Source organism: Bacillus sp. HMA207, assembly GCF_003402455.1.
Lineage (GTDB): Bacteria > Bacillota > Bacilli > Bacillales > Bacillaceae_G > Bacillus_A > Bacillus_A cereus.
The window spans coordinates 1,224,925-1,247,782 of the sequence record NZ_BEZT01000001.1 but is presented as its reverse complement, the minus strand read 5'-3'; the positions used below and the strand labels follow the sequence as shown (position 1 = coordinate 1,247,782).

Genomic DNA, 22,858 nt, shown 5'->3' with positions numbered 1-22,858 from the left:
CACTTTTATTTTATATTTAAAACACGTTCTGGATGGGTATATACATTTAAGGAGTGATTACGAATAAATCCTATTGTCGTAATACCTAAATCTTCCGCTAGTTGCAAAGCTAACTCAGTTGGAGCTGATTTTGATAGTATAATTTCACAACCGATTTTTGCAACTTTCAATAATATTTCCGAAGAAATACGACCACTAAAAACAATGATTTTATCTTTTATAGAAATATCGTTTCTTAAACAATAACCGTAAATTTTGTCTAGTGCATTATGCCTACCAATATCCATTCGGCTTAAAATAATACCATTAACATCACATAAAGCTGCATTATGAACCCCACCAGTACGATGAAACGTATCCGCAGATTGCTGCATTTCTTTCATTAACCGAAAACAATCATCGGCAGCAACCTGTACATGGACACCCTTCATTTTTTTTGCACTTAGTGCATCATTTGCAAAAACAAACCCTTGCCTACTCATACCACAACAAGACGTAATATAGCGTTTATTTTGCATTTGTTCATAATACGGATTTACTTTTGTCGTTGTTACATGCACAAATCCTTCTTTCTCCTGCACCCATACACTATCAATGTCTTCATACTTCCGAATGATTCCTTCAGACGCCAAGAAGCCTATTACCATATCTTCTATATATTCTGGAGTACTAACCATTGTAACAAACTCCTGTCCGTTCATTTTAATGGTGACAGGAAACTCTGTTACAATGCTGTCCTCTATATGTTTAAATGCTCCTTGTTCATAACGAAAGATTTCTCTTTCTACCTGTATCGGTTTCACGATCAGTATCCTTCTCTCACGTTATATTTTTATCAAAAACAAATACAGAAACTGCAATATCTTCTTCTACTTTCATATCTGAAAACAAATTCACTAATTTCGCTCCAACAAGTTCCTCCAAATGTTCACGGGAATTCGCAGCATACACTTCTTGAATCATTTTCGTTCTAGCCATATGAACCATTTCCGCACCGTCCATCGTACTTGAAATAAATTTTTCAGTAGGTGTTAAGTTTCCATAAAGAGTCGCTATAGCCATATTTTCCGCAAAAACAGTATGAATTCGTTCTGGTCCTTTTCCGAAAAGTTCCTTTCGAAGTTTTCGTATCATATCATTAAATTCATGTACTTTTTTTGACATACAATTATACCTCCCAAAAGCCTCATTTTACTCTATTATATATTTTACCAAAATGAGCCTTCCGCCCAAACTATTTCCTACAAATATTTGGGCGGAAAGGTTCACTTCATGAAGTTTATTCGTCTTTTAACCCTTTCCCCATACCTTTTAAGAAATGAAGCCCAAACCCGATAGCACGGTTAATATCTGGGTCTTTCAATACTTTCATAAGATCGAATACCCCTACTTTTTTATTACTTTCTAGATGTTCATTACCTTCTTCTAGCCCGACTAATAAACTACCTATAAGCTTTTTCGTAAGTTCTGGGTCAAGTTCAGTTAACGCACCTGCAGCGCCCATCATATTATTAATTAAATTTGTAACAGGCTCACGAGTTACTTGACCTAGAACAATTTTCGCAATTGGTTCTTTCGCTTTTAGCATTGAATTTGCAGCTTCTAGCATTCCAATGTCATTTAATTCCCCTACTATATTAAACATCTGATTTAGAGCTTCTTCATTATTAGTTAGAAGCTCTTTTAAATCATCTAACTTTTGCTGTTTTATTTCTTCCTCAGTTAATTCTTGTTTTTGAATCATTTTTATAGGTGCAGCCATAGTTTTCTCCTCCTACTTATCCGTTAAATGCACATACCCTGGACGTGCCCACTTACGATGTACCTCAATTCCAGCTTGAGGGTGACGTTTTTTATTGCGTGGGTTCGCTTTTGGCATCGGATTTTCGCCATCAACTTCTAATACTTCCATACGTACTTTTGTTTGTTTATACGCAGGTGTATTCGTACGTACATCCACAGCAGGACCTGTTAAGAAATTAATTGCCGTTTCGTTATCTGTAGAGTTCATCGGTAAATATAACTCATTCGCTTTTACACGATCTGTAACGAGTGCACGTAATTTTAATGCTCCAAAAGGAGAGACAAGACGAACTAACGAACCTGTTTTTACGCCACGTTCTTTTGCAAGGTCTGGAGAGATTTCAACGAAAACACCAGGTACTTTCGTTTGAATACCTGTTGATTTATTTGTCATATTCCCTTCATGGAAATGCTCAAGCATACGACCGTTGTTAATGTGAAGGTCAAACTCAGCTGGAAATTCAGCTGGACGTACCCAGTCAGCAATCGCAAAACGAGCTTTTTTATCTGGGAAGTTAAATCCGTCTTGGAACAGAAGTGGTGTATTCGTTCCATCAAAACTTCCCCAATGGAAACTGTTCCATCCTTCAAGCACTTCATAGTTCGCTTGCGAGAACAATGGTGATAAACTTGCCATCTCAGCAAAGATTTCACTTGGGTGGCTATAATTCCAGTTTGCACCTAGTTTATTCGCAACTTCCTGGACGATCCACCAGTCTGGTTTCGCATCTCCTAGCGTAGGAAGAACTTGATATAATCTTTGGACACGGCGCTCTGTATTTGTGAAAGTACCTTCTTTCTCAAGAGATGGCGCTGCTGGTAATACAACATCTGCATATTGAGCAGTTTTAGAAAGGAAAACATCTTGCACAACGAAGAAATCAAGGCTCGATAACACTTCATGTACATGATTTGCATTAGAATCTACAAGAGCCATATCTTCTCCTACAAGATACATTGCTTTCATTTTTCCTTCGTCAATTGCGTGAAGCATTTCGATATTATTAAGACCTGGTTCACTATCAATTTTCACTCCGTAAGCAGTTTCAAATTTCGCACGTTCCATTTCGTTAGTAACGTGCTGATATCCTGGAAGCCATCCTGGTAAAGTCCCCATATCACAAGCACCTTGTACGTTATTGTGGCCTCGAAGTGGGTATGCACCTGCTCCTGGACGACGATAGTTCCCTGTTGCAAGAAGTAAGTTTGAAATTGCAGCGGAAGTATCAGAACCACCTGTATTTTGCGTTACCCCCATACCCCAAAGGATACATGTACCATCTGCATCACGAATCATTTCAGCCATTTGAATAAGTGTTTCTTTTGAAATGCCTGTTACTTCTTCTGCATATTCAAGTGTATATTCCTCTAGGCTTTCTTTGAAATCTTCAAAGAAGTTTACATTCTCATTAATGAATTCCTGATCATGCCAACCTTGATCGATCATATATTTCGTAACAGCCATTAACCAAACTTGATCTGTTCCTTGTTTTGGACTAATAAAGACATCTGATCGCTCTGCCATTTCGGTTTTACGAAGATCAGCTACAATTAACTTTTGTCCGTGTAATTTATGTTCACGTTTAATACGTGTAGCTAGAACAGGATGACCTTCTGTCGGATTACATCCTACAATAATAACAAGACCAGATTGCGCAATATCTTTAATCGTTCCGGCATCACCGCCCATACCAATTGTACGGAACAAACCATCCGTTGCTGGTGATTGGCAATAACGTGAGCAGTTATCAATATTATTCGTTCCAAATACTTGTCGAGCTAATTTTTGAATTACATAATTGTCTTCATTTGTAATTTTAGAGGAAGAAATGAATCCGATAGAACCTTTACCGTACTCTTCTTTAATAGCGCCTAATTTATTTGCAACTACATTCAGTGCTTCTTCCCATGTAGATTCAACAAACGTTCCATTTTTACGAATTAAAGGTTTTGTTATTCGTTCTTTAGAATTTACGAAATCCCAACCAAATTTCCCTTTTACACAAGTGGAAATTGCGTTAACTGGTGCATCTGAAGATGGCTGTACTTTAAGAATTTTACGCCCCTTCGTCCACACTTCAAACGAACAACCTACACCACAAAATGTACATACTGTTTTCGTTTTCTTCGTACGAGTATCACGCATGGCCGCTTCCACTTCTGATACCGCAAAAATACCGCTATATCCAGGCTCAACTTCTTTAATTAAATCTACCATCGGTTCAAGAATATCTGGTTTTAATCCCGTCATAAATCCAGCTTCACCGAGCATCGTTTTCTCCATTAAAGCGTTACAAGGACAAATCGTTACACATTGACCACAGCTAACGCATGAAGAATCATTAATATTTACTCCTTCATCCCAAATAACTCGTGGGCGTTCCGCTTCCCAGTCTATCGATAACGTTTCATTTACTTGTAAGTTTTGACACACCTCAACGCATTGACCGCATGCAATACATTGATTAGGATCATAGCGATAAAACGGATGCGTCATATCAACTTCACTTACATCTACTTTCGGTTCATACGGATATTTTTGATGTTCAATTTCCATTAATTCTGCTGTATTATGCAGTTTACAGTTCCCATTGTTGTTGTCACATACTGTACAGTATAATAAATGATTTTCTAGTAACCGATCCATCGCCTCTGTTTGTGCTTCTTTTGCGCGAACAGAAGCACGTTCAATGTTCATACCTTCCATCACTACTGTCGAACAAGATCGCATTAACTTTCCGTCAACTTCTACAATACAAGTGTCACATGTTCGAATAGGATCTACTTCTGGCACGTAACAAATTTGCGGATGTTCAATCCCGTTCTCATTAATAACACCCAATATCGTTGAACCGGGCTCCGCTGTATACTTTTTTCCGTCAATTGTAATATGAACCATGTTGTTATTCATGGTCTTTCCCCCTTTTTGAGAATAAAAAAACTCCACCACGAAAATATACGCACCGCATTTCGGCACGTTATTATCATGGTGGAGTAGTTTATTAGCACATCTTGCTAAAATACCAATCCATTTATTCATAAATAAAACGATAGAGTCATAACAGGTCATATCACGATTCCATCTTTAACACTATAATTATAGCGTTAAAGTTAAAAATATACAATATAAAATTTAAACTACGCATATATCAGCTTGTAACTATCCATAATAACCCATATAAAGTGAAACTTTAATCAGTGGGGGGTTTTCTTCATCCCCCACTGATCATCAGCCCTCACCAATCGAGATAAAACATAACAAGGAGTAAGCGAACAAATGGGGTCTTTTAATAAATGGATTCGTGGTGAAAAATCTTTTTCTACCCAAGAGCAAGCTGATTACGCATTAAATAAATCTATCTCTTCTTCCCTTTCCCTTAATTTAAAGCACTTGTCCAAAATGTTTAGCGGTATTCCAGAATTAATAACACGCACTTTTCCATTAAAAAACGGACAGGAAGCTGCACTTATATATATGGAAGGACTTGTAGACAAAACTGTTATTAACGTAAACATTCTTCGTCCTCTCTTATTTAAAGAGTGGAATGAAGACGATTTTTGGGAAGCCTCTGTTTCTATCGGAAATATTAAAAAAGTTCAACAGTGGACAGACATTGAACAATCTCTTTTACACGGCAAAAGTATTTTATTTATAAACGGACAACTATCCACTTTAGAGCTTGATACGCAAGCGGCACCAAAAAGGAGCATTGAAGAACCTACAACAGAGAGCTCCATAAAAAGCTCACACGAAGGATTTAATGAAGTAGCGAGCGACAGCCTTGCACTTATTCGTCGATATATTCCAAATCGCGAATTGAAAGTGAAGGAATTCACTGTTGGTGAACGAGCTACTTCAAAGGTTTTTTTGCTTTATCTAGCAGATGTTGCGAACGAAAATGTCGTAAAAGAAATGGCATCCCGTATCGAGTCAGTAAAAGTTGATGCGATTCTTACTACTGGTGAATTAGAGGGGTTTGTTGAAGATAATTCCTTTACTCTCTTTCCGCAATTATCAATAACTGAACGCCCTGACACAACAGCACATCATATTCTAGATGGGCGAATTGCCGTTGTTGTAGATCGCTCACCAGGCGTATTAATAGGACCTATGACCTTTTCATCCTTTTTTCAGACGATAGATGATTACAGCTTCAGACCCATGATTCCATCTTTTATACGACTTCTTCGTTTCACTGGGCTATTTATTGCAATATTTGCTCCTGCTCTTTATATTGCTATGATTTCCTTCCATTATGAAGTGATTCCGCTCAAATTGTTGTTAACGATTGGAGAATCTCGAGCCAAAATTCCTTTTCCCCCCATATTAGAAGCTTTATTAATGGAATTAGTTCTCGAAATGCTCCGAGAAGCAGCGATTCGGCTTCCTGGGCCTGTTGGACAAACAATCGGCGTCGTAGGAGGAATTGTAATTGGACAAGCTGCCGTTCAAGCTGGGATTGTTAGTAATGTTATGGTTATCGTCGTATCAATTACTGCGGTTGCCTCCTTCATTATTCCTAACTTAGAAATGTCAGCAGGAATTCGACTTCTTCGATTCCCAATGATGATAGCCGCCTCTTTATTTGGCGTCATTGGAATTATGGTTGGGATGGCAATCATTATTATTCATATACTTTCTATGGAATCTCTCGGTGTTCCTTATGGTAGTCCTTTTTCTCCGTTATTTGCTTCGGATTTAAAAGATACCCTTGTACGTTTCCCATGGAAAATTATGAAGAAACGACCACTATCTCTACAATTAAAACAAGATAACCGGCAAAGAGATGTTGAGGAAAAGGAGGATAATAAGTGACAAAACGTGCAAAGAGGGAGATTAGTTTATTTCAATACATTTTAACGATTAGTGGTGTTCAAGTAGGATTCGGTGTCCTTACACTTCCGCGTGAAGTTGCACAAGGGGCAAATACAGATGGCTGGATGTCTATTATTATTGGATGTGCTCTCACTACTTTAGTCAGTTTATGTATTGTGAAAATTATGGAAAATCATCCTGGATATACTTTACTCGATGTGCTGACTCGTTATCTTGGGGAGTGGCTAGGAAGAGTAGGAATGATTTTTTGGATTTTATATGCTGTCCTTGCAGCTATTTCCTTAATTTTTTCCCTCTTATACGTTATTCACATTTGGATTTTACCTAGAACTCCAATGTTTTTAATTATGATTTTACTATCTATTCCAATGTTAATGCTAGCATGTAAAGGCGTTCTTATTATAAGTCGCTATGCTGTTTTCACTGTATTTTTCACACTATGGATGCCTTTTCTATTGTTTATTCCGCTTAAAGATGGGCATTGGATTTATCTTCTTCCTCTTCTTAAAGAAGGCTGGATACCAGTTTTAAACACAGTAAAATCAACTATCATTGCGTTTCTCGGATTTGAGTTTGCATTTGTCCTTTATCCTTATCTCAGTAATAAATCATCTGCAAAAAAAGGAATTGTTCTTGCAAATTTGATTACGCTATTTATTTATCTTCAAGTCACGTTTGTCTCTTTTGTTTATTTTAGTCCAGATGGTATAACAAAGTTTTTATGGCCGACTCTTTCTCTTGTTACACCATTTCACTTCTCATTTCTTGAACGATTTGAAATTATCTTTTTGTCATTTTATCTCTTTATTATTTTTGATTCCTGTATTCCTTATATTTTCACTGCTTCAGATGGAATTAATCAATTACTTAACAAAAAAAGCAGTTCATTACCTATTTATGTTTTATTATTCGGGTGTATTTTCATCTTATTCTTTTATATCCCTTCCTCTTACCAAATAAGTTCGTTGCGAGAATTTTGGGGAACTGCAAGTTATTTTATCGTTTTTCTATTCCCAGTCGTATTTCTCTTATACATGACACTTTATCAGCATTGGAAAAGGAGAAGAGTTTAGATGAGGCGCTTTATTCATTTCACTATACTTTACTTTCTCATAACCTTTTTAACAGGCTGTGGAGATCGCCTCGACTTAGAAAAACAATCGATTTCATTAATTTACGGCTTTGACGCAAAAGCAAAAGGAAAATTAATTGTGTACCACGTAAATCCTATTTTTAATGAAGACGTAGAAAAAAAGTACGAAACACATGAAGCGAAAGTACGTACACCTCGAGAAGCAAAAGCAACGTTTAATAGTTCAAGTGGCGGTTTAGTATCTACAGAAAAGTTACAGCTCATTTTATTTAGCACAAATTTTTTAAAACAAGAAGGGGCTATGCCTTACCTTGATGTTTGGTATCGTGATCCTAAAAACACTGGAAACATGCGCATGGTTGCAGTAGACGGTCCAATTTCTTCAGTTATATATAATAACTTTAAAGATAAGCCTGCCCTTCCCGAGTATTTAACAGATTTAATTAACACGAACAAACTGTACAATCGGACCGTTTTTACGACATTCCATGAATTTCACAGGCAAACGTTTAATAAAGGTATAACACCTGCTATTTCAGAAATAAAAAAAGGTAAAAAGGATGTTATCGTTACTGGTTCCGCGCTATTAACTTCTCGCGGAATTTATAAAATGTCATTAAATCGTTATGAAAGCGCCCTTCTTCTTTTGTTACAAAAGAAAGCGAATACACCGGTTTCGCTTACATTGAAAATCCCTTCTACTTCAGTTGAAAGTAATAGTGATTTAAAAGATACCGATGGCGGCGATTTCGTAACAATAAATGTTCTTAGCATGAATCGTGATATCCATACAGACTATAGCGATAACCACTTCAAATTTAATGTTAAAATGGATTTAAAAATTGCTGTCTCTGAACTTACATTCAATATGGATATAGACAAAGATAGAAAGAAATTAACTTCTCTTATTACAAAACAACTAAACAAAGATTTGAACGATTTAATCCACAACATTCAAAAACAGCAACTTGATCCATTCGGATTTGGTGATTATGCGAGAGCGTTTCAATATAAAGAATGGAAACAAGTCGAAGATGATTGGCCGAGTGCCTTTTCAAAAGCTAATGTGAAAGTGGCACCAACTATTAAAATTTTAGAAAATGGGATTATTAAATAGAAAAAACACGCTACTTGTTCTTATATGAATAAGTAGCGTGTTTTCATTTCCATTACAAGTATTATTTCAATGGACTATACTTTATTTCTATTTCTAACATTACTATGTTTTTTAGCATATACAAAATATATGAAAACCCCTACTATAATCCATGCCACAAAACTAATTAAAGTAAGCTTAGAAAGGTTCAAAGCTAAATATATACAACTTACTATCGAAACGATAGGTAAAAAAGGTACTAGAGGAGCACGGAATGGCCTCTTCATATTAGGATGTGTCTTTCTTAATACAATGACAGCTATAGATACAAACACAAATGCTGTTATCGTTCCCATATTCACTAAATTAGCTAATAAATTCAAATCCACTAATCCCGCTAATAAAGCTGCTAGTATACCTGTAACCCATGTATTAAAAAATGGAGTTTGTAAACGTTTATGGACACTTGAAAGTCTTTTTGGTAACAATCCATCTCGACTCATCGAATAAGATACACGAACAAATGCAAACATAGCTACTAACAGAACTGTTGTTAGCCCTGCTATCGCTCCCACCGATAACAACCCAGCAATTCTATCTTCTCCTACAATGCGCAACGCATATGCAACCGGATCAGCAACATTTAATTCCGTAAACGGAACCATTCCAGTTAACACGAATGAAACACCTACATATAGAACCGTACAAATGAACAAGGAAACAAGTAGCCCAATTGGCACGTTACGTTGTGGACGCTTCACTTCTTCTGCGGCTGTTGCAACTGCATCAAATCCTAAAAAAGCAAAAAATACAGTAGCAGCGCCTCCTACCACACCGTGAAAACCAAACGGTAGAAATGGTTGCCAATTCTCTGGTCTTACATATTGTGTCCCTACAACAATAAATCCTACAATAACAGCCAGTTTAATAATAACCATTATATTATTTATTCGTGCACTTTCTTTTGCACCACGGCTTAATAAAAATGTAACAACTAAAATAATAAGAACTGCTGGTAAATCAATGATTCCACCCTTCCCCATTCCTGGTGCCGAAGCAAAAACCGTAGGAATGTGAATATTAAAACCTAGTAGCAATGACTGAAAATATGCTGACCAGCCTGCTGCAACCGCAGAAGTCGCTAATAAATACTCCAGCATAACACACCAGCCAACTATAAATGCAAAAATCTCACCTAGTGTCATATATGTATATGAATATACACTTCCCGAAACTGGAACTGTAGATGCAAATTCAGCATAACAGAAAGCTACACATGCACATATAATTGCCGCTAATACAAAAGATAATACAATCGCCGGACCAGCATGTTTCGCTGCTACAATACCAGTTAATACGAAAATACCTGTACCAATAATTGCTCCAATACCTAAAAGAGTTAAATCAATCGCTCCTAAAGTTTGATTCAATACTTTTTTCTTTTCTTCATCCATTGCTTTCTTTATGAAAAGACTCATTCTTTGAAACCTCTTTTTCAAGTTTATCTCTTACTTGTTACATTCTTTATTACTGTTCTATTTTAAAAATAAAAATATACATAGTTCACTTCCCCTATAGACTTAGTAACCCACCTCAAAAAAACAGAAAAATCAATTCCCTTATAGCATATTGAATTTTCAAAATATTAATGGTACAAAAAAACCATTAAGAATGCTGATTGAATTTATCATACAATTAATTATATTGTCAATAATAAATCAATCAAAAATAATCGGTTGATTATGTATCAAATGTTATTTTTATACATAATTATTTTCTCAAAAACATTGTTGTTTTCCACCTTAATATTCATACACATTTTATTACATTGATTTTCATACAATTTTCATTGCATACAATGCAATGAAAATCATAATAACCTCAAATGAGTTACTATTTAAAAATAATAATTCATTTGAGGTTATTTTACCATTTTAATACTAACAAAAAAGTGCAGATTTTCATCTGCACTTTTTTTATTCTTCCGCTTCAGCTTCTGCACTACTATTTTCAAGATGCTCCTTCTGAGCTTCCTCTTGCAGCTCCGCTGAAATCATCCCATAATAAAGTTCCGGATATAACCCAAATATTTGATATACACTTCCTAAAAACGGCATCAGAATCCCTCTTTTCTAAAGTTGTATTGCCACTTTTAAGGATTCCCTTTTCATTCATTATACATTCGTTTTTGACGTTTCTTCTTCATCTTGAACACCTAATAAATTTTGCCATTTTTTATACGGAGCGCTATTTGGATCTACATATCCTTTTGCATGCGAGCGATCCCACAACTGTTTAATAAACATTTCTTTCTCTTTCTTTGCCACCATATCGGCACCTGTACCGTAATAGTTCTGGAAATACAACTCGATTTCATCAAGGAATAGTCTTAATAATTCATCTGATGTTTCTTCTAACGTCGGATCATACTTCGCTTCACGGTCATACATTAAAATCATATCCAAAAGATTGTGGACATGTTCTTTTCTAAGCCATCTTACATCTTGGGCTCCTAATACGAACGAATGTGTATATAAATGTCCACCTTGTATCATCGCCTTTTCTTGCTCTTCTTCAAATCGTGACAAGATGTTTTCATAAATAAACGGATTATGAAGCAACGCTCTGTGTAATTTATAACTTTCGCTTGAAATATTTTTCCCCATCGACTGAATTAAAAAGCTACGTCCTACACCGTTATATTGATACACAAACTGTCCATCAACAGCAACTAAACTAATCCAGCGATACATATATGCGTATAGTAATGCACGATTACATTTATCATAATCTAATTTTGTTTGAGTCGCGTTTAAATCTGGCATAAAGGCTGGTAAATGCCAATACTTATCTAAATGCGGCGTTAAACTAGATTTTTTACTATTTAATTTGTTTACACGGCGATAATACGATTGGAAATAGTCACCTTTATCATTCATAAATCCATTTGAAATATGTCCTGATGATAATTTAGGAAAGTCTTGCAGCGATAAGCCGTAATGCGCTCGATAACAGATCACTTCAAATGGCGAAAAGGCTTCATGTACTGTATCTTTTTCTTTAAACATTTCTTGAATTAATTCCTCTTGCAACTCTTTCTTTAAAGAAGGATGTATACCCCAATATTGTAATTCCCTATGATGAGCAACTTTCGGAACGAATGGACTCGCTAAATGGAACAGGTCTTCAATTTTTTCACGAACGTATTCATCGCGATCACGTTTCTTATAATCTGCTTCTTTTCGCAACGCTTCAATAATATTCAGTTCTAATTTATCACGATAGCGTACTTGCAGTTCGTCATAACAATAGCTCAGTATATGTTCTCGGTAGAAATCCTCTACCTTTTTCGACTGAATCTCTTCTGTTTTCGCATCACGACAGTATTCCCCGTACAAACTCATATAAATTTCCGCTGATATATCTTTCGGTAGTACACCTAAATTTAAATGTTCCTGCATATCTTGCCATATCTTTTCTTGCAGCTGTTCCTCAGCTAATACATATACATTCGTCGGGTTTGTTTTCCCTTCAAATTCCTTACTGCGCTTTTGGATTTCAAACAGTAAATTTTCACGTGTTTCATGTAAATTATCAAAAAATCTTTCCCAATATTGAATCATTTTATTAACTGCTTGATATAGCGATTGATATACAAGTTCTAATAGCATTTCTTTTCGATATTCATTTAATTTGTGTACATATTGCGTTACGATGTCTTCAAATTCTCTTTTGAATAAACGTTGCTGATTATTAATCATTTTTCCGAACCAGCCTTGTTGTTGAGCAATTTCTACTCGGCGTACAGCCGTTACCGTTCCATCAATATTACCCACATTAAATTTTTTATCGTAATTTTGAATTACATTACGCTTTTGTTCATTATTTTCATGTAGTCGATTCATTTTTTCTACTAACTGCTTTCGAATTTCATATAACATAAAACGTGCTGCTACTGGGTGAACGGGATCTGTTTTCTTTAAAAACCATGTATTTAATTGATAGGACTGCCCTTCAGAGCCACTTGGTGAAAAGCGGTCTGATTCAATCATGTCATATAAAAGTGTCGTTACATGTTCATGTACCCGGCTCGGAATCGCATACGCATATAAACGAACCGCATGATCCACTCTTGCCACTTCACCCTTCATTTGTTCCATCATTTTCAATTTCGTAGCTGAAATTTTACACTCATGTTGCAGACGATTTAATTCCTCATCTTTTTGCACCGTTCGTTGTACATAACTTTCTACAGCTTCTAAAAAAAGTTTTGATTTCGCAACTCCGAGCTTACCACCCTCTGCTCCTTCACGTGTTTCATTGTACATTTGTCTATAGAAAATATGAGCTTGCTCTGGACGGGTAGCAAGATGCTCCAAGTCCTCTAAATAACTTTTACCTCTCTCCGGCTTTTCACGTTGCATCCCACGTTTTACATCTTGATCGTATCTTTGCTTCTTCTCTTGAAACAGTTGATCTAAATGAAGCCACGATTCATCTAAACCTTGCACAGCCCATTTTAAAGCACAATATTTTAACACATGTTCATATGGATAAATGAGTTTTGCCGTTCCTGCCCCGCAATATCGTCCTTTTCCGCTTGATTCTGCTAATTGCTGAATTTGATTGTCTTCCTGTGCAAAATGACTTGTGGACATCGGGCTAAATAACTGTAAATAAATTGTATTTGCCATCTGTTCCATATAGTCTGATAAATTGTGTAAATGGTGTCCATGTAGGTTTTCGTAATCGTATAAGAAACAATAATTGTACGGTAAATGATGTTGTTTAATTGTATGATTCGTTCTTCCGTCTTCATCTACTTGATCAGGGCGATACTCTAATTCAATTGTTACACCGCCGCGTTTTGATAATTCTCCAGTAGACCCGAGCGTAATAGCATGTAATTCTTTTAACGATGCATAGCCATTTGCTTGCACCGTTTCAAATTCTTTCGCGCTAACCGTTCTCGTCTTTACTAAAACATCCGGCATTAAAAACGCACCGCGTATTAAAATGTTATGATGCTGCAATTTCTTCCGAAGCATTTCACGTAAATATAAAGCAATTTGCAGAAACATCCCTGAACCTGTTCCGCCTGCTAGTGATGTTACTATAATGACACGCACACCATATTCCGTTTGATCACTTGTAACCGGAAAAATCTTCTCGATTTCTTGCCAAAAAGACGTCAATTTATCTTCTTTCATCGCAGCACGTAACGCTAAACGTGAAATGACGCGTAACTGTCCTGCTCCTTCTGTTAATGGTTTATCAAGTATAGTCGGATCCATCGGAAACCACTCTGGGATCGTTGGATCTCCCGCAATATACTCCCTAGGCGTTTTACTAGAACTTGTTTGTGTCTTAAACTTTCGAATATGATCGAATTTACTTAATGTATTCACATCTGTATCAAATACGTGCATTGCTACCTTTTTCCGGCGCTCTTCAGGCAGTTTTTCATATATTTGATGCGTCACAGTACTACCGATTCCACCTAAACCAATTAATATTGTTGGAACTTGTAATGTCATGTGAACCACCTTCCTATTCTTGCTTGTTTGAAAAAAGGGAAAGAGGATCAATACTCCATCCCCTTCTTATCCCTACCTACTATTCACATTCGTACTTGTAAATCTCTTTACCATATCCCCTATCAATTAGTAAAAGTTCATTTGGATATAGTGTCTTATGTTCCATTCCTACTTCATCCTCTGCTATAAACATTCCATCAATAATCATTCCAACTACTTGTGATTCTTTCGCTACAAAGACAGATTTCGAACCTTTCTTCGCTATAAACGTAACGGATTGCACGGTTTTTCTTTCTGCTCTAAATGGGATACCAAAATAATGGTTCCACCATTTATTTCGAAGTAATTCTGGTTCAGATTGATATAGCCAATCTTTCGCTACCTCTTGATCCCATTCATAATACAGTAGTGCTTTCCGGTGAAATCTTGGCCGAACAATCCATCCTAAAACAATGATTCCTACTGCTAGCAGTAATAAAGTGATAGGAATGACAAACTTAAAAATAAGCGCATATTTTTCATAAAACGGAGCATCTTGAATATGGAATGTTATGTTTTTCTTTACTTCTTGTAACTTTGAATCCTGCATTACGATGGTAGCTTCTACGGTGCCGGTATCTGTAAAATTAAATGTGTCGGAGTAATAGGGACGAGGATAAACATAGATTTGATTTCCATGTTGCTTTATTTTATAATTAATTGATTGTTTAGATGTGACACCAGTAGATTTTAATAGTTTTTTTACAGCTTCTTCTGTCATTAACTTACCATCTAACTGTGGTTGTAAAACAAATGGTTTACTATTCTCTAAATTTGTCACTTTTTCTTCATAATCTTTTGTAACAGTTTGAAGTGATAATTTCGGTTTCTCAGCTGTTTCAATTTTAAATTCTTTCGTCTGTCTATAAAACCCCTTTATATTCATATGAACTTTCCCGCGTACTAACCCTTTACCAAGCTTCGTTTCGTAATAAAACACATGCCTTTTATCGTTCCACTTCATTGCATATTGTTTTCCATCTATTTCTACTTCTGCCTGAAAGTAAGAAGACTGAACTGGCAACTCCGTAGGCTTTGCTTCAATAACAGCAGTAACACCTTCGTACATGTTCTCTACATTTTTTTGACTACTATCATCTTTGTCATAAGTAGAAACCGTATAATTAAGCGCTGGTTCAACTAATACTTGTAGTCCTTCTTTCTCAATGTCCTGATCCACTTCTATCGTATAAGTTCCTGGTTTAATAACTTCCTCATTTTCCGTACTTATATGAACTATATTTCCGAACAATTTTGCTTCTCCTGGTGCATGTATGGAAAAAGAAGATTGTAATTGTAATGGTTTAGAAATTTGTGTGACCTGATAATCGGGCAGAGAAGGCGATTGTCGTACAAGCGTCATACGCTTTAACGGAAATGGTGTTGTAATCTCTACTCTTTTCCCCACTACTTTCGTTTTTACAATCGATTCAACAGAGGAGAATGGATCACGATTTGCAACTAATGCTGCCACTTGATTTACACTTTTTACAATGCCATCTTCTCCGCTTGACGGCATCGTAACACCATTTATCTCTTTCTTCCATATTTCCTTGAACGTATTTAGTTGTTCTTTTTCTTGTTGTCCTAAATCTTCTTCCATCGTAATTAAGACTGGATGTAACGATATCTTTTTTGTATCCATTTCTTTCTTAAACTGGGCTAATTTCTGCAAAATTTGTTCTTTTCCGCCAACCTTATCTTTCTCTAAATCATTAAATGCCCCGTCAGTTAATACAATAAGCCAAAATTCACGTTTTCCATCTATATCTGCTTCCTTTTTTATAGATTGCATCGCCGTTTCTACCGCGCTAAATGGAGTATTTAAATACGTTTTCCACGCTCCAATTCCCTCAATTTCTGTTTGCCTTTTATCCTTCGTTAACGAAATGTTTAATGGATCATTCGGCTTACTCATTGGAACGTAAGAAAATTTATCTTTTTCATCCAATAGCGCAACTAAACTTTGCAAAGCATAATTGGCATATTTCCAGCGATCGTTATTTCTCATGCTGCCCGAATCGTCATATACAAGTGAAACGACCCTTTCCTTTGCCTCCTCTCCTTTTGCAAAAGCTGATAAAGGTAAACATATAAATAGAAACAACATGAACGTGGCACAAATTCGGATTTTCATGATGAGGCTTCGCCACCTTTGTAGACAAATTCCTATGTTTAAATTTATGAGAGGAAACAAGATATATGACTTGTATTTTAGGACAACTAACCCACCATAACCTTATTATGTAAACAGATCATACACTTGGTAATATTCCTTCTAGCATTCTCTATCCAATTATATAAGTAAAAAAGCCTGTTTAAGCTCCACGCTTAAAACAGACTTTTCCTACTTTTTATTTTAAAAACACATAACAAAAAGTTTGATTTTTGACTTAACACATCACTTCTATTGTAAATCCACCAGGTGCTTCAATATAAAACGTATACGCATGGGCATGCTTAGGAGGCTCGACCAAAAATCCATCTTCCTTCAATCTTCGATTTATCTTGTCTACTTGTTCTTCACTTTCTTGTGGAAATCCTACATGAAATGTTTTTGGATACTGAACTTCTTTCCCTTTCATTAACGTTAGTATAAATCCATCATTATCACGCATAACTGCAAAGGCATTCCCCCTTGTTCCACTACAAGTTAAGCCAAAATACTTTTCTAAAAACTCTCTTGCAGCTACTACATCTGCAACTGTTAAATTAAGATGTTTAATTCCCAACTCATCACCTTCTTTCTTAATTTTCTAACATTTTATCATACAATTAAAAAACACGCCTTTCACAGCGTGTTTCATTGCTTTACATACACTTCAACAATCGGATTCTCTTTATGATCCGCATGCAAGCGTATATTCTCTTCACCTGTATTATAAATACTAGCTAATAACATTATCGTTAACACATTAGGTGTCTTCGCATCACTTCCGTATTTTCTCTCAAGCGCTTCCTTATATTCAAAATCTAAATCCCCCTGCACATATGTATACACTTCAAAACCATCTTCTAAATTGCAAACTACTGTATCAATAATATCTGTCCCTACTTGCTTCTTCATTTCCTCTCGTAACGCTTCAATAAAATCTTCCCATGGTACTTCGTATGTCTGAAACTGATCTGTAGATTTCATGCCTTTTCCTCCTTATATATCCTCTTCTTATATTTCCCCTTTCCTATAACAATTATGATAGATAGGGCATTCGTACAAGCCGCACTTGTCCCCCTTACATATCGTATTACTGTAATGCGGAAGGAGGAAAGAATATGCATAGACAAAAATGTTATCATACATGCCAACGTTATTTCGGAAAAGTTGTTCGGATCGAAGACCGTGATGGCCGTATACATTTAGGTAAAATAATCGATGTGACACAAAACTCTGTATGGATTGAACCGGTGCAACAGCGCTCATCTTTTGATTCAGGGTTCGGATACTACGACGCTTATGCAAACGGTGGTTGTGACCTTTGTGGAGGCCTTAGCAGGTGTGATAGTTGTGGATTCGGATGCGGTGGTGGATTCAGCAGCTGCGGATGTGGTGGTCGTGGTTGTAGTAGTTGTGGTTGCGGCGGCTGGGGAGGCGGCGGTTGTGGCTGGGGTGTTGAACTCGGATTTGGTTTCATCTTCGGAATTACATTAGCTGCATTATTTTTCATTTAACATAGTAAAGAGTTGGCTACCTTTAGCCAACTCTTTTTCTTTATTTTTCACATATAAAAATACGATGCCCTAAAATGTGTTGGTACATAAGCCGTACATTTTCATGCTGTGCCCACGCCTCATATAACTCATTCGGAATATGTGAGGATACATTCCATTCTGGCTCTTCTACAGAGCCAGAGATTGTTTCTGCAATCGTGCCACCACCCGCAATTGTAATTCTTTTAAAATTTGCTTTCTGAAATAATTGTACCCACTCATTCTCAGTTAACAGTTCTTTCATACCATATAATTGGGCGATTTTTTCTTCCTCACCCTTATCAATGTGCCTATCAATAATCATTTCAATGACAACAAGCTTACCGTCCTGCTGTAATACACGATAACACTCCGAGATAACCCTTTCTTTGTCTGTAAAAGCGATGATTGATTCTCCAAGTACGAACTCAAATGAGTTATTCAAACACGGTAAATTCTCTACATTTCCTTCAATTAATTGTATATCTAACCCTTCAAACAACCATCTATCTTTTGCCTTTTGAATCATAATTTCATTCTTTTCAACCGCTGTTACTTTATAACCAAATTCCCTTGTCATATATGCCGCTGTTTTCCCCGTACCGCAACCTATCTCAAGGACATTCGCTCCATATTTAAAAGGCAGTTGTGCTAACAATTGTTTTGTTAACGTAAAACCACCAGGATGAGCACTTCCTATTCCGTAATAAGCTAGGAAATCGATGTATGTGTTTCGTTTCATGGGATTCTCCCTTTTTTATTTTATATATTCGAGGACGGAAGAAAAGTGCATAGAAAAAGGGGGCGTATTGTACGCCCCTCATCTTATTTATCCTCTGTAATATATGCCCATTTATAGCTGTAGTCTCCACCAACTGGATGGTGAACAATACCTTTTACTTTCTGTCTTTGAACGATAGCATCACCACGTTGATATAATGGTGCAATTACAGCATCATCAAGTAACATTTTCTCAGCTTTTAGTAAGCTATCCCAACGTTCTTTCGTTTTCGTTAATAGCTCGCCTTTACCTTTTTCTACAATTTCATCATATTTTGGATTTGAATATCCAGTTTGGTTATGAGGACCATTTGTAACGAACATATCAATGAATGTCATTGGATCTAAGTAATCAGGGCCCCAACCAGCGTAAGATAAATCATAATCTAAATCTGATTCTAATTTTAACTTTTGTTTAAACGGTTGATTTTTCAAGTTCACTGTTAACCCTGGTAAGTTTTTCTCAAGTTCTCCTTTTAAGAACTCCCCTACTTTTTTCGCATTATCGCTATCGTAGTTTAATAGCTCAATCGTTACTTGCTCTTTTCCAAGTTCTTTTTTCGCTTTTTCCCAATGCTCTTTTGCTTTTTTCACATCTGTTTTTAAAATATCTCCGTTATCTTTACGGAAGTCTTTTCCATCTGGACTCTTCGCAAATTCTTTTGGTACTAAGTAATCTGCCGGTGTAGATCCGTCATTTAAAATAACGTTCGTTAAGCCTTTTTTATCATATGCCTTTGCAATCGCTAAACGTAAATCTTTGTTTTTTAATACTGTATCTTGCCCACCACGTTTTTGGTTTAAACGTAAGAAGAACGTTGATGGTGTTTTTTGTGTATAGAAGTCTGGATTTGATTTATATTTGTCAACCATTTCAGATGTAAGTCCCGCACGATCGATTTGTCCACTTTCATATAAGTTTACACGTGTACCGCTATCTTTTACTACGTTAAAGTTGATTTCATCTAACTTAACTGTTTTATTATCCCAATATTGTGCATTTTTCTTTAATTTCCATCCTTCTTCATGTTTCCAGTCTGTTAATGTAAATGGTCCGTTGTATAACGTTGTATCTGCTTCTAAACCAAATTTTTCACCTTTTTCTTTTACGAATTTTTCATTTAACGGATAGAATGTTCCGAATGAAGTTAATTCTACAAAGTAAGGAACTGGATTTTCTAATTCTACCTCTAATGTGTAATCATCTACAGCTTTTACACCTAACGTATCAAGTGGTGCTTTCCCATCATTAATTGCTTTTGCGTTCTTTAAATCAAACATAATGTATGCATATTCCGCTGCTGTATTTTTATCTACCGCACGTTTCCAAGCAAACACGAAATCCTTCGCTGTTACAGGGTCTCCATTTGACCATTTTGCATTTTTATTTAATGTAAATGTATACTTTTTACCATCATCACTCTTTTTATATGATTCAGCAACCCCTGGAGCTGCCTTATTATCTTTATCAAGTCGATATAAACCTTCCATTACGTTGTTTAAAGCTAGAAACGATACTTGGTCTGTCGCTTTAGCAGAGTCCATAGATGGAATCTCTTGAGACTCTGTTAAATTAAGCACTTGCTTCGCCGCTAACTTTCCGCCTTCTTTTTCACCACTTTTCGGTGTTGTGCTTGCCTTCTCTTTATCTCCTGATCCAGAGCAAGCTGTTAATGCCATACTCATTACTAAAACTGGTGCTACGACCGCTGTCAATTTTTTCATCTTTTTTCTCTTCATTTTTTTGTACCCTCCCCAATTATATGTACGATATTAACATTTAGAAATTCTCTACTAACTTTCGTTATCAGAAAATTCTTATTAATTAATATTCTACTGTTTTTTTAGATTTTGTAAAGTATTTTTGCAAATTTCTAAATATTTATTTTTTTATTATAGTAACTTGCTGTTTTAACTACTATATGAATTATCCCCCGTCTACTATATGTAAACATCCCTTCCCTTATTCCAATCTATTACTACGTTCTATATTTTTCTTATTAGCATGAGGTCTCTTACTATCATTCATCTGTCTTACTACTTACTGACCTCTCTATTTTCCTCCGATAGAACCTTCCTAATTACCTACCCGATTCTCAATAGGCTAACGAGATTTATTCCCTTATGCATACTAAAAAGCATTTCAAAAGCAGCTCAGCCACTTTTGAAATGCTTTCACTTTATTTTTTTCCGCCATCCTCAGTTACATACGCCCACTTAAAGCTATATTCTGGACTGATGTTATGTTTCACAATTCCTTTTACATTCGGTTTCATTACGTACGATCTTCCTGTTTGATATAAAGGAACTAACCCTGCATCTTCTTCAAGGAATAACTTTTCAGCTTTCCCTAACGTTTCCCAGCGTTTTTTCGCATCACTCATTAATTCATTACCTGCTTTTCCCACCATTTCATCGTATTTTGGATTTGAATAACTCATTTGGTTGTACGGGCTCTTCGATTCAAACATATCAATAAATGTCATTGGATCCGCATAGTCTGGACTCCAACCTGCATAAGAAATTTCATAATCTTGCGCAGTTTCTAATTTTAATTTTTGTTTGAACGGCTGAATTTTTGTATTAATCGTTACACCTTTTAAATTTTTCTCAATTTGATCTTTTACATAGTCAGCAATCTTTTTCGCAGTTCCATCATCATAACTTAGCAATTCAATTGTAACTTGATCTTTTCCAAGTTCTTTTTTCGCTTCTTCCCACGCTGCTGCTCCTTTTTTCGGATTATATTTCAGACCATTTTTAAATGTATCTTGATAATCTTTACCATCTGGCCCTGTCGCAAGTCCTTTTGGAACCAATTGATCTGTTGCTTTTGATCCATTATTTAAAATTACATTTGCCAATCCTTTTTTATCAACTGATAATGCAATTGCTTCACGAAGTTTTTTGCTCTTTAAAGGCGTGTCTTGTCCGTTACGTTTTTGATTTAAACGTAAGAAGAATGTACTTGATTCCGCATACTCACCATATTCTTCTTTGTTCGATTTATATTTATCTACAAACTCTCCTGATAGTAATGTAAAATCAATTGATCCTGTATCATATAAGTTTACTTTCGTTGCAACCTCTTTTACTACACTATAGTTAATTTCTTCTAATTTCACAGTCTTTTTATCCCAGTACTTATCATTTTTCTTCAGCTGCCAACCTTGTTCATGTTTCCATGAAGACATAACGAATGGACCGTTATACACAGTTGTATCTGCTTCTAAACCGTACTTATCACCTTTTTCTTTTACGAATTTTTCATTTAATGGATAGTATGATGGGAATGCTAATAAATTTAAGAAATACGGTACCGGTTTTTCTAATTCTACTTCCAGCGTGTAATCATCTACCGCCTTCGCTCCTAATTCAGTTGCAGGTTTTTCTCCTTTATTAATCGCTTCCGCATTTTTAATATAGTAAGCAATAAATGCATATTCTGCCGCAGTATTCTTATCAAGTAAGCGCTGCCATGCGAAAACGAAATCTTTCGCTGTTACAGGATCACCATTTGACCATTTTGCATCTTTTCGCAGCTTAAACGTATACTTTTTACCATCTTCACTTTTCGTACTAGACTCTGCCGCAGCAGGAATTGGCTTATTATCTTTATCAAGGCGATATAGGCCTTCCATCGTGTTCCCTAAAATTTGCGCACCTAATGTATCAGTAGATTTAGAAGTATCCATCGTCGGAATTTCTTGGTTTTCCGTACGATTTAATACTTGTTTCGCTGCATATTTAATATCAGATTTTTTTTCTTCCCCACTATTTGATGTAGTAGTCGTTTTCTTTTCCCCACCTGACCCAGAACATGCTGTCAATGCAACACTCATCGCTAAAACTGGTACTACAACTGCCGTTAACTTTTTCATCTTTTTTCTCTTCATTTTTGTACCCTCCCTAATTATATGTACATTACCAACCCTTGAGAGACCCCTTACTAAAGATTCGTTTTTCAGAAAATTACAACTAATGTT

At 36.0% G+C, this 22,858-nt stretch carries 17 protein-coding genes; 4 read left to right on the top strand and 13 right to left on the bottom strand.

Annotation, left to right across the window (positions count from 1 at the left end; genetic code table 11):
- Positions 1-5: 5 nt before the first annotated feature.
- The 4 genes from fdhD to fdhF form a co-directional block, all read right to left on the bottom strand.
- Positions 6-803 (bottom strand): formate dehydrogenase accessory sulfurtransferase FdhD, encoded by a 798-nt coding sequence (fdhD, locus tag HMAS_RS06700; protein WP_000802688.1) that lies wholly within the window; start codon positions 801-803, stop codon positions 6-8.
- Between the two features lie 16 nt (positions 804-819).
- Complete coding sequence (locus HMAS_RS06695) at positions 820-1,164, bottom strand: DUF2294 domain-containing protein (protein ID WP_000039582.1); 345 nt, start codon at positions 1,162-1,164, stop codon at positions 820-822.
- Positions 1,165-1,279: 115 nt separating this feature from the next.
- Complete coding sequence (locus tag HMAS_RS06690; protein ID WP_000729897.1) at positions 1,280-1,762, bottom strand: DUF1641 domain-containing protein; 483 nt, start codon at positions 1,760-1,762, stop codon at positions 1,280-1,282.
- Between the two features lie 12 nt (positions 1,763-1,774).
- Positions 1,775-4,714 carry a formate dehydrogenase subunit alpha gene (gene fdhF / locus HMAS_RS06685; RefSeq protein WP_116344728.1) on the bottom strand — a complete coding sequence of 980 codons (2,940 nt, stop codon included), beginning with the start codon at positions 4,712-4,714 and terminating at the stop codon, positions 1,775-1,777.
- Between the two features lie 366 nt (positions 4,715-5,080).
- Here fdhF and HMAS_RS06680 point away from each other — a divergent pair, with 366 nt between their 5' ends.
- The 3 genes from HMAS_RS06680 to gerSC are packed head-to-tail and all read left to right on the top strand — an operon-like array spanning position 5,081 to position 8,850.
- Complete coding sequence (locus HMAS_RS06680; RefSeq protein ID WP_000534516.1) at positions 5,081-6,619, top strand: spore germination protein; 1,539 nt, start codon at positions 5,081-5,083, stop codon at positions 6,617-6,619.
- Positions 6,616-7,713 carry an endospore germination permease gene (locus HMAS_RS06675; RefSeq protein WP_000166518.1) on the top strand — a complete coding sequence of 366 codons (1,098 nt, stop codon included), beginning with the start codon at positions 6,616-6,618 and terminating at the stop codon, positions 7,711-7,713. Before HMAS_RS06680 ends, HMAS_RS06675 begins: the two co-directional genes overlap by 4 nt.
- Entirely contained in the window at positions 7,714-8,850 is a 1,137-nt protein-coding gene (gene gerSC, locus HMAS_RS06670; RefSeq protein ID WP_001252217.1) for a spore germination protein GerSC, read from the top strand. It abuts the gene before it with no gap.
- Positions 8,851-8,924: 74 nt separating this feature from the next.
- Here the strand turns inward: gerSC and HMAS_RS06665 are convergent, their stop codons facing one another.
- The 6 genes from HMAS_RS06665 to HMAS_RS06640 form a co-directional block, all read right to left on the bottom strand.
- The gene (locus HMAS_RS06665; protein WP_000051661.1) at positions 8,925-10,307 is read right to left on the bottom strand and encodes an APC family permease; all 1,383 of its coding nucleotides are present in this window, start codon (positions 10,305-10,307) and stop codon (positions 8,925-8,927) included.
- A gap of 498 nt (positions 10,308-10,805) precedes the next feature.
- Positions 10,806-10,946, bottom strand: a complete 141-nt coding sequence (locus tag HMAS_RS06660; RefSeq protein ID WP_001116192.1) for a hypothetical protein — start codon at positions 10,944-10,946, stop codon at positions 10,806-10,808.
- A 57-nt stretch (positions 10,947-11,003) separates the two neighbouring features.
- Positions 11,004-14,366, bottom strand: a complete 3,363-nt coding sequence (locus HMAS_RS06655) for a tubulin-like doman-containing protein (RefSeq protein WP_116344727.1) — start codon at positions 14,364-14,366, stop codon at positions 11,004-11,006.
- Positions 14,367-14,445: 79 nt separating this feature from the next.
- Entirely contained in the window at positions 14,446-16,542 is a 2,097-nt protein-coding gene (locus HMAS_RS06650; RefSeq protein ID WP_116344726.1) for a vWA domain-containing protein, read from the bottom strand.
- A gap of 256 nt (positions 16,543-16,798) precedes the next feature.
- Positions 16,799-17,137, bottom strand: coding sequence for a VOC family protein (locus HMAS_RS06645; protein WP_000511518.1), 339 nt, complete (start codon positions 17,135-17,137; stop codon positions 16,799-16,801).
- Between the two features lie 71 nt (positions 17,138-17,208).
- Positions 17,209-17,544 carry a hypothetical protein gene (locus tag HMAS_RS06640; protein WP_000842887.1) on the bottom strand — a complete coding sequence of 112 codons (336 nt, stop codon included), beginning with the start codon at positions 17,542-17,544 and terminating at the stop codon, positions 17,209-17,211.
- Positions 17,545-17,678: 134 nt separating this feature from the next.
- Here HMAS_RS06640 and HMAS_RS06635 point away from each other — a divergent pair, with 134 nt between their 5' ends.
- Positions 17,679-18,074, top strand: a complete 396-nt coding sequence (locus HMAS_RS06635; RefSeq protein ID WP_000555006.1) for a hypothetical protein — start codon at positions 17,679-17,681, stop codon at positions 18,072-18,074.
- Positions 18,075-18,114: 40 nt separating this feature from the next.
- On the opposite strand, the gene HMAS_RS06630 is transcribed toward HMAS_RS06635, so the two are convergent.
- The 3 genes from HMAS_RS06630 to HMAS_RS06620 all read right to left on the bottom strand — a co-directional run bounded on the left by HMAS_RS06630 (position 18,115) and on the right by HMAS_RS06620 (position 22,768).
- Entirely contained in the window at positions 18,115-18,834 is a 720-nt protein-coding gene (locus HMAS_RS06630; RefSeq protein WP_000828241.1) for a class I SAM-dependent methyltransferase, read from the bottom strand.
- Between the two features lie 83 nt (positions 18,835-18,917).
- Positions 18,918-20,612, bottom strand: a complete 1,695-nt coding sequence (locus HMAS_RS06625) for a peptide ABC transporter substrate-binding protein (protein ID WP_000823441.1) — start codon at positions 20,610-20,612, stop codon at positions 18,918-18,920.
- A gap of 440 nt (positions 20,613-21,052) precedes the next feature.
- Positions 21,053-22,768: a peptide ABC transporter substrate-binding protein gene (locus HMAS_RS06620; RefSeq protein WP_000823466.1), complete on the bottom strand. Its 1,716-nt coding sequence runs from the start codon at positions 22,766-22,768 to the stop codon at positions 21,053-21,055.
- Positions 22,769-22,858 lie beyond the last annotated feature (90 nt).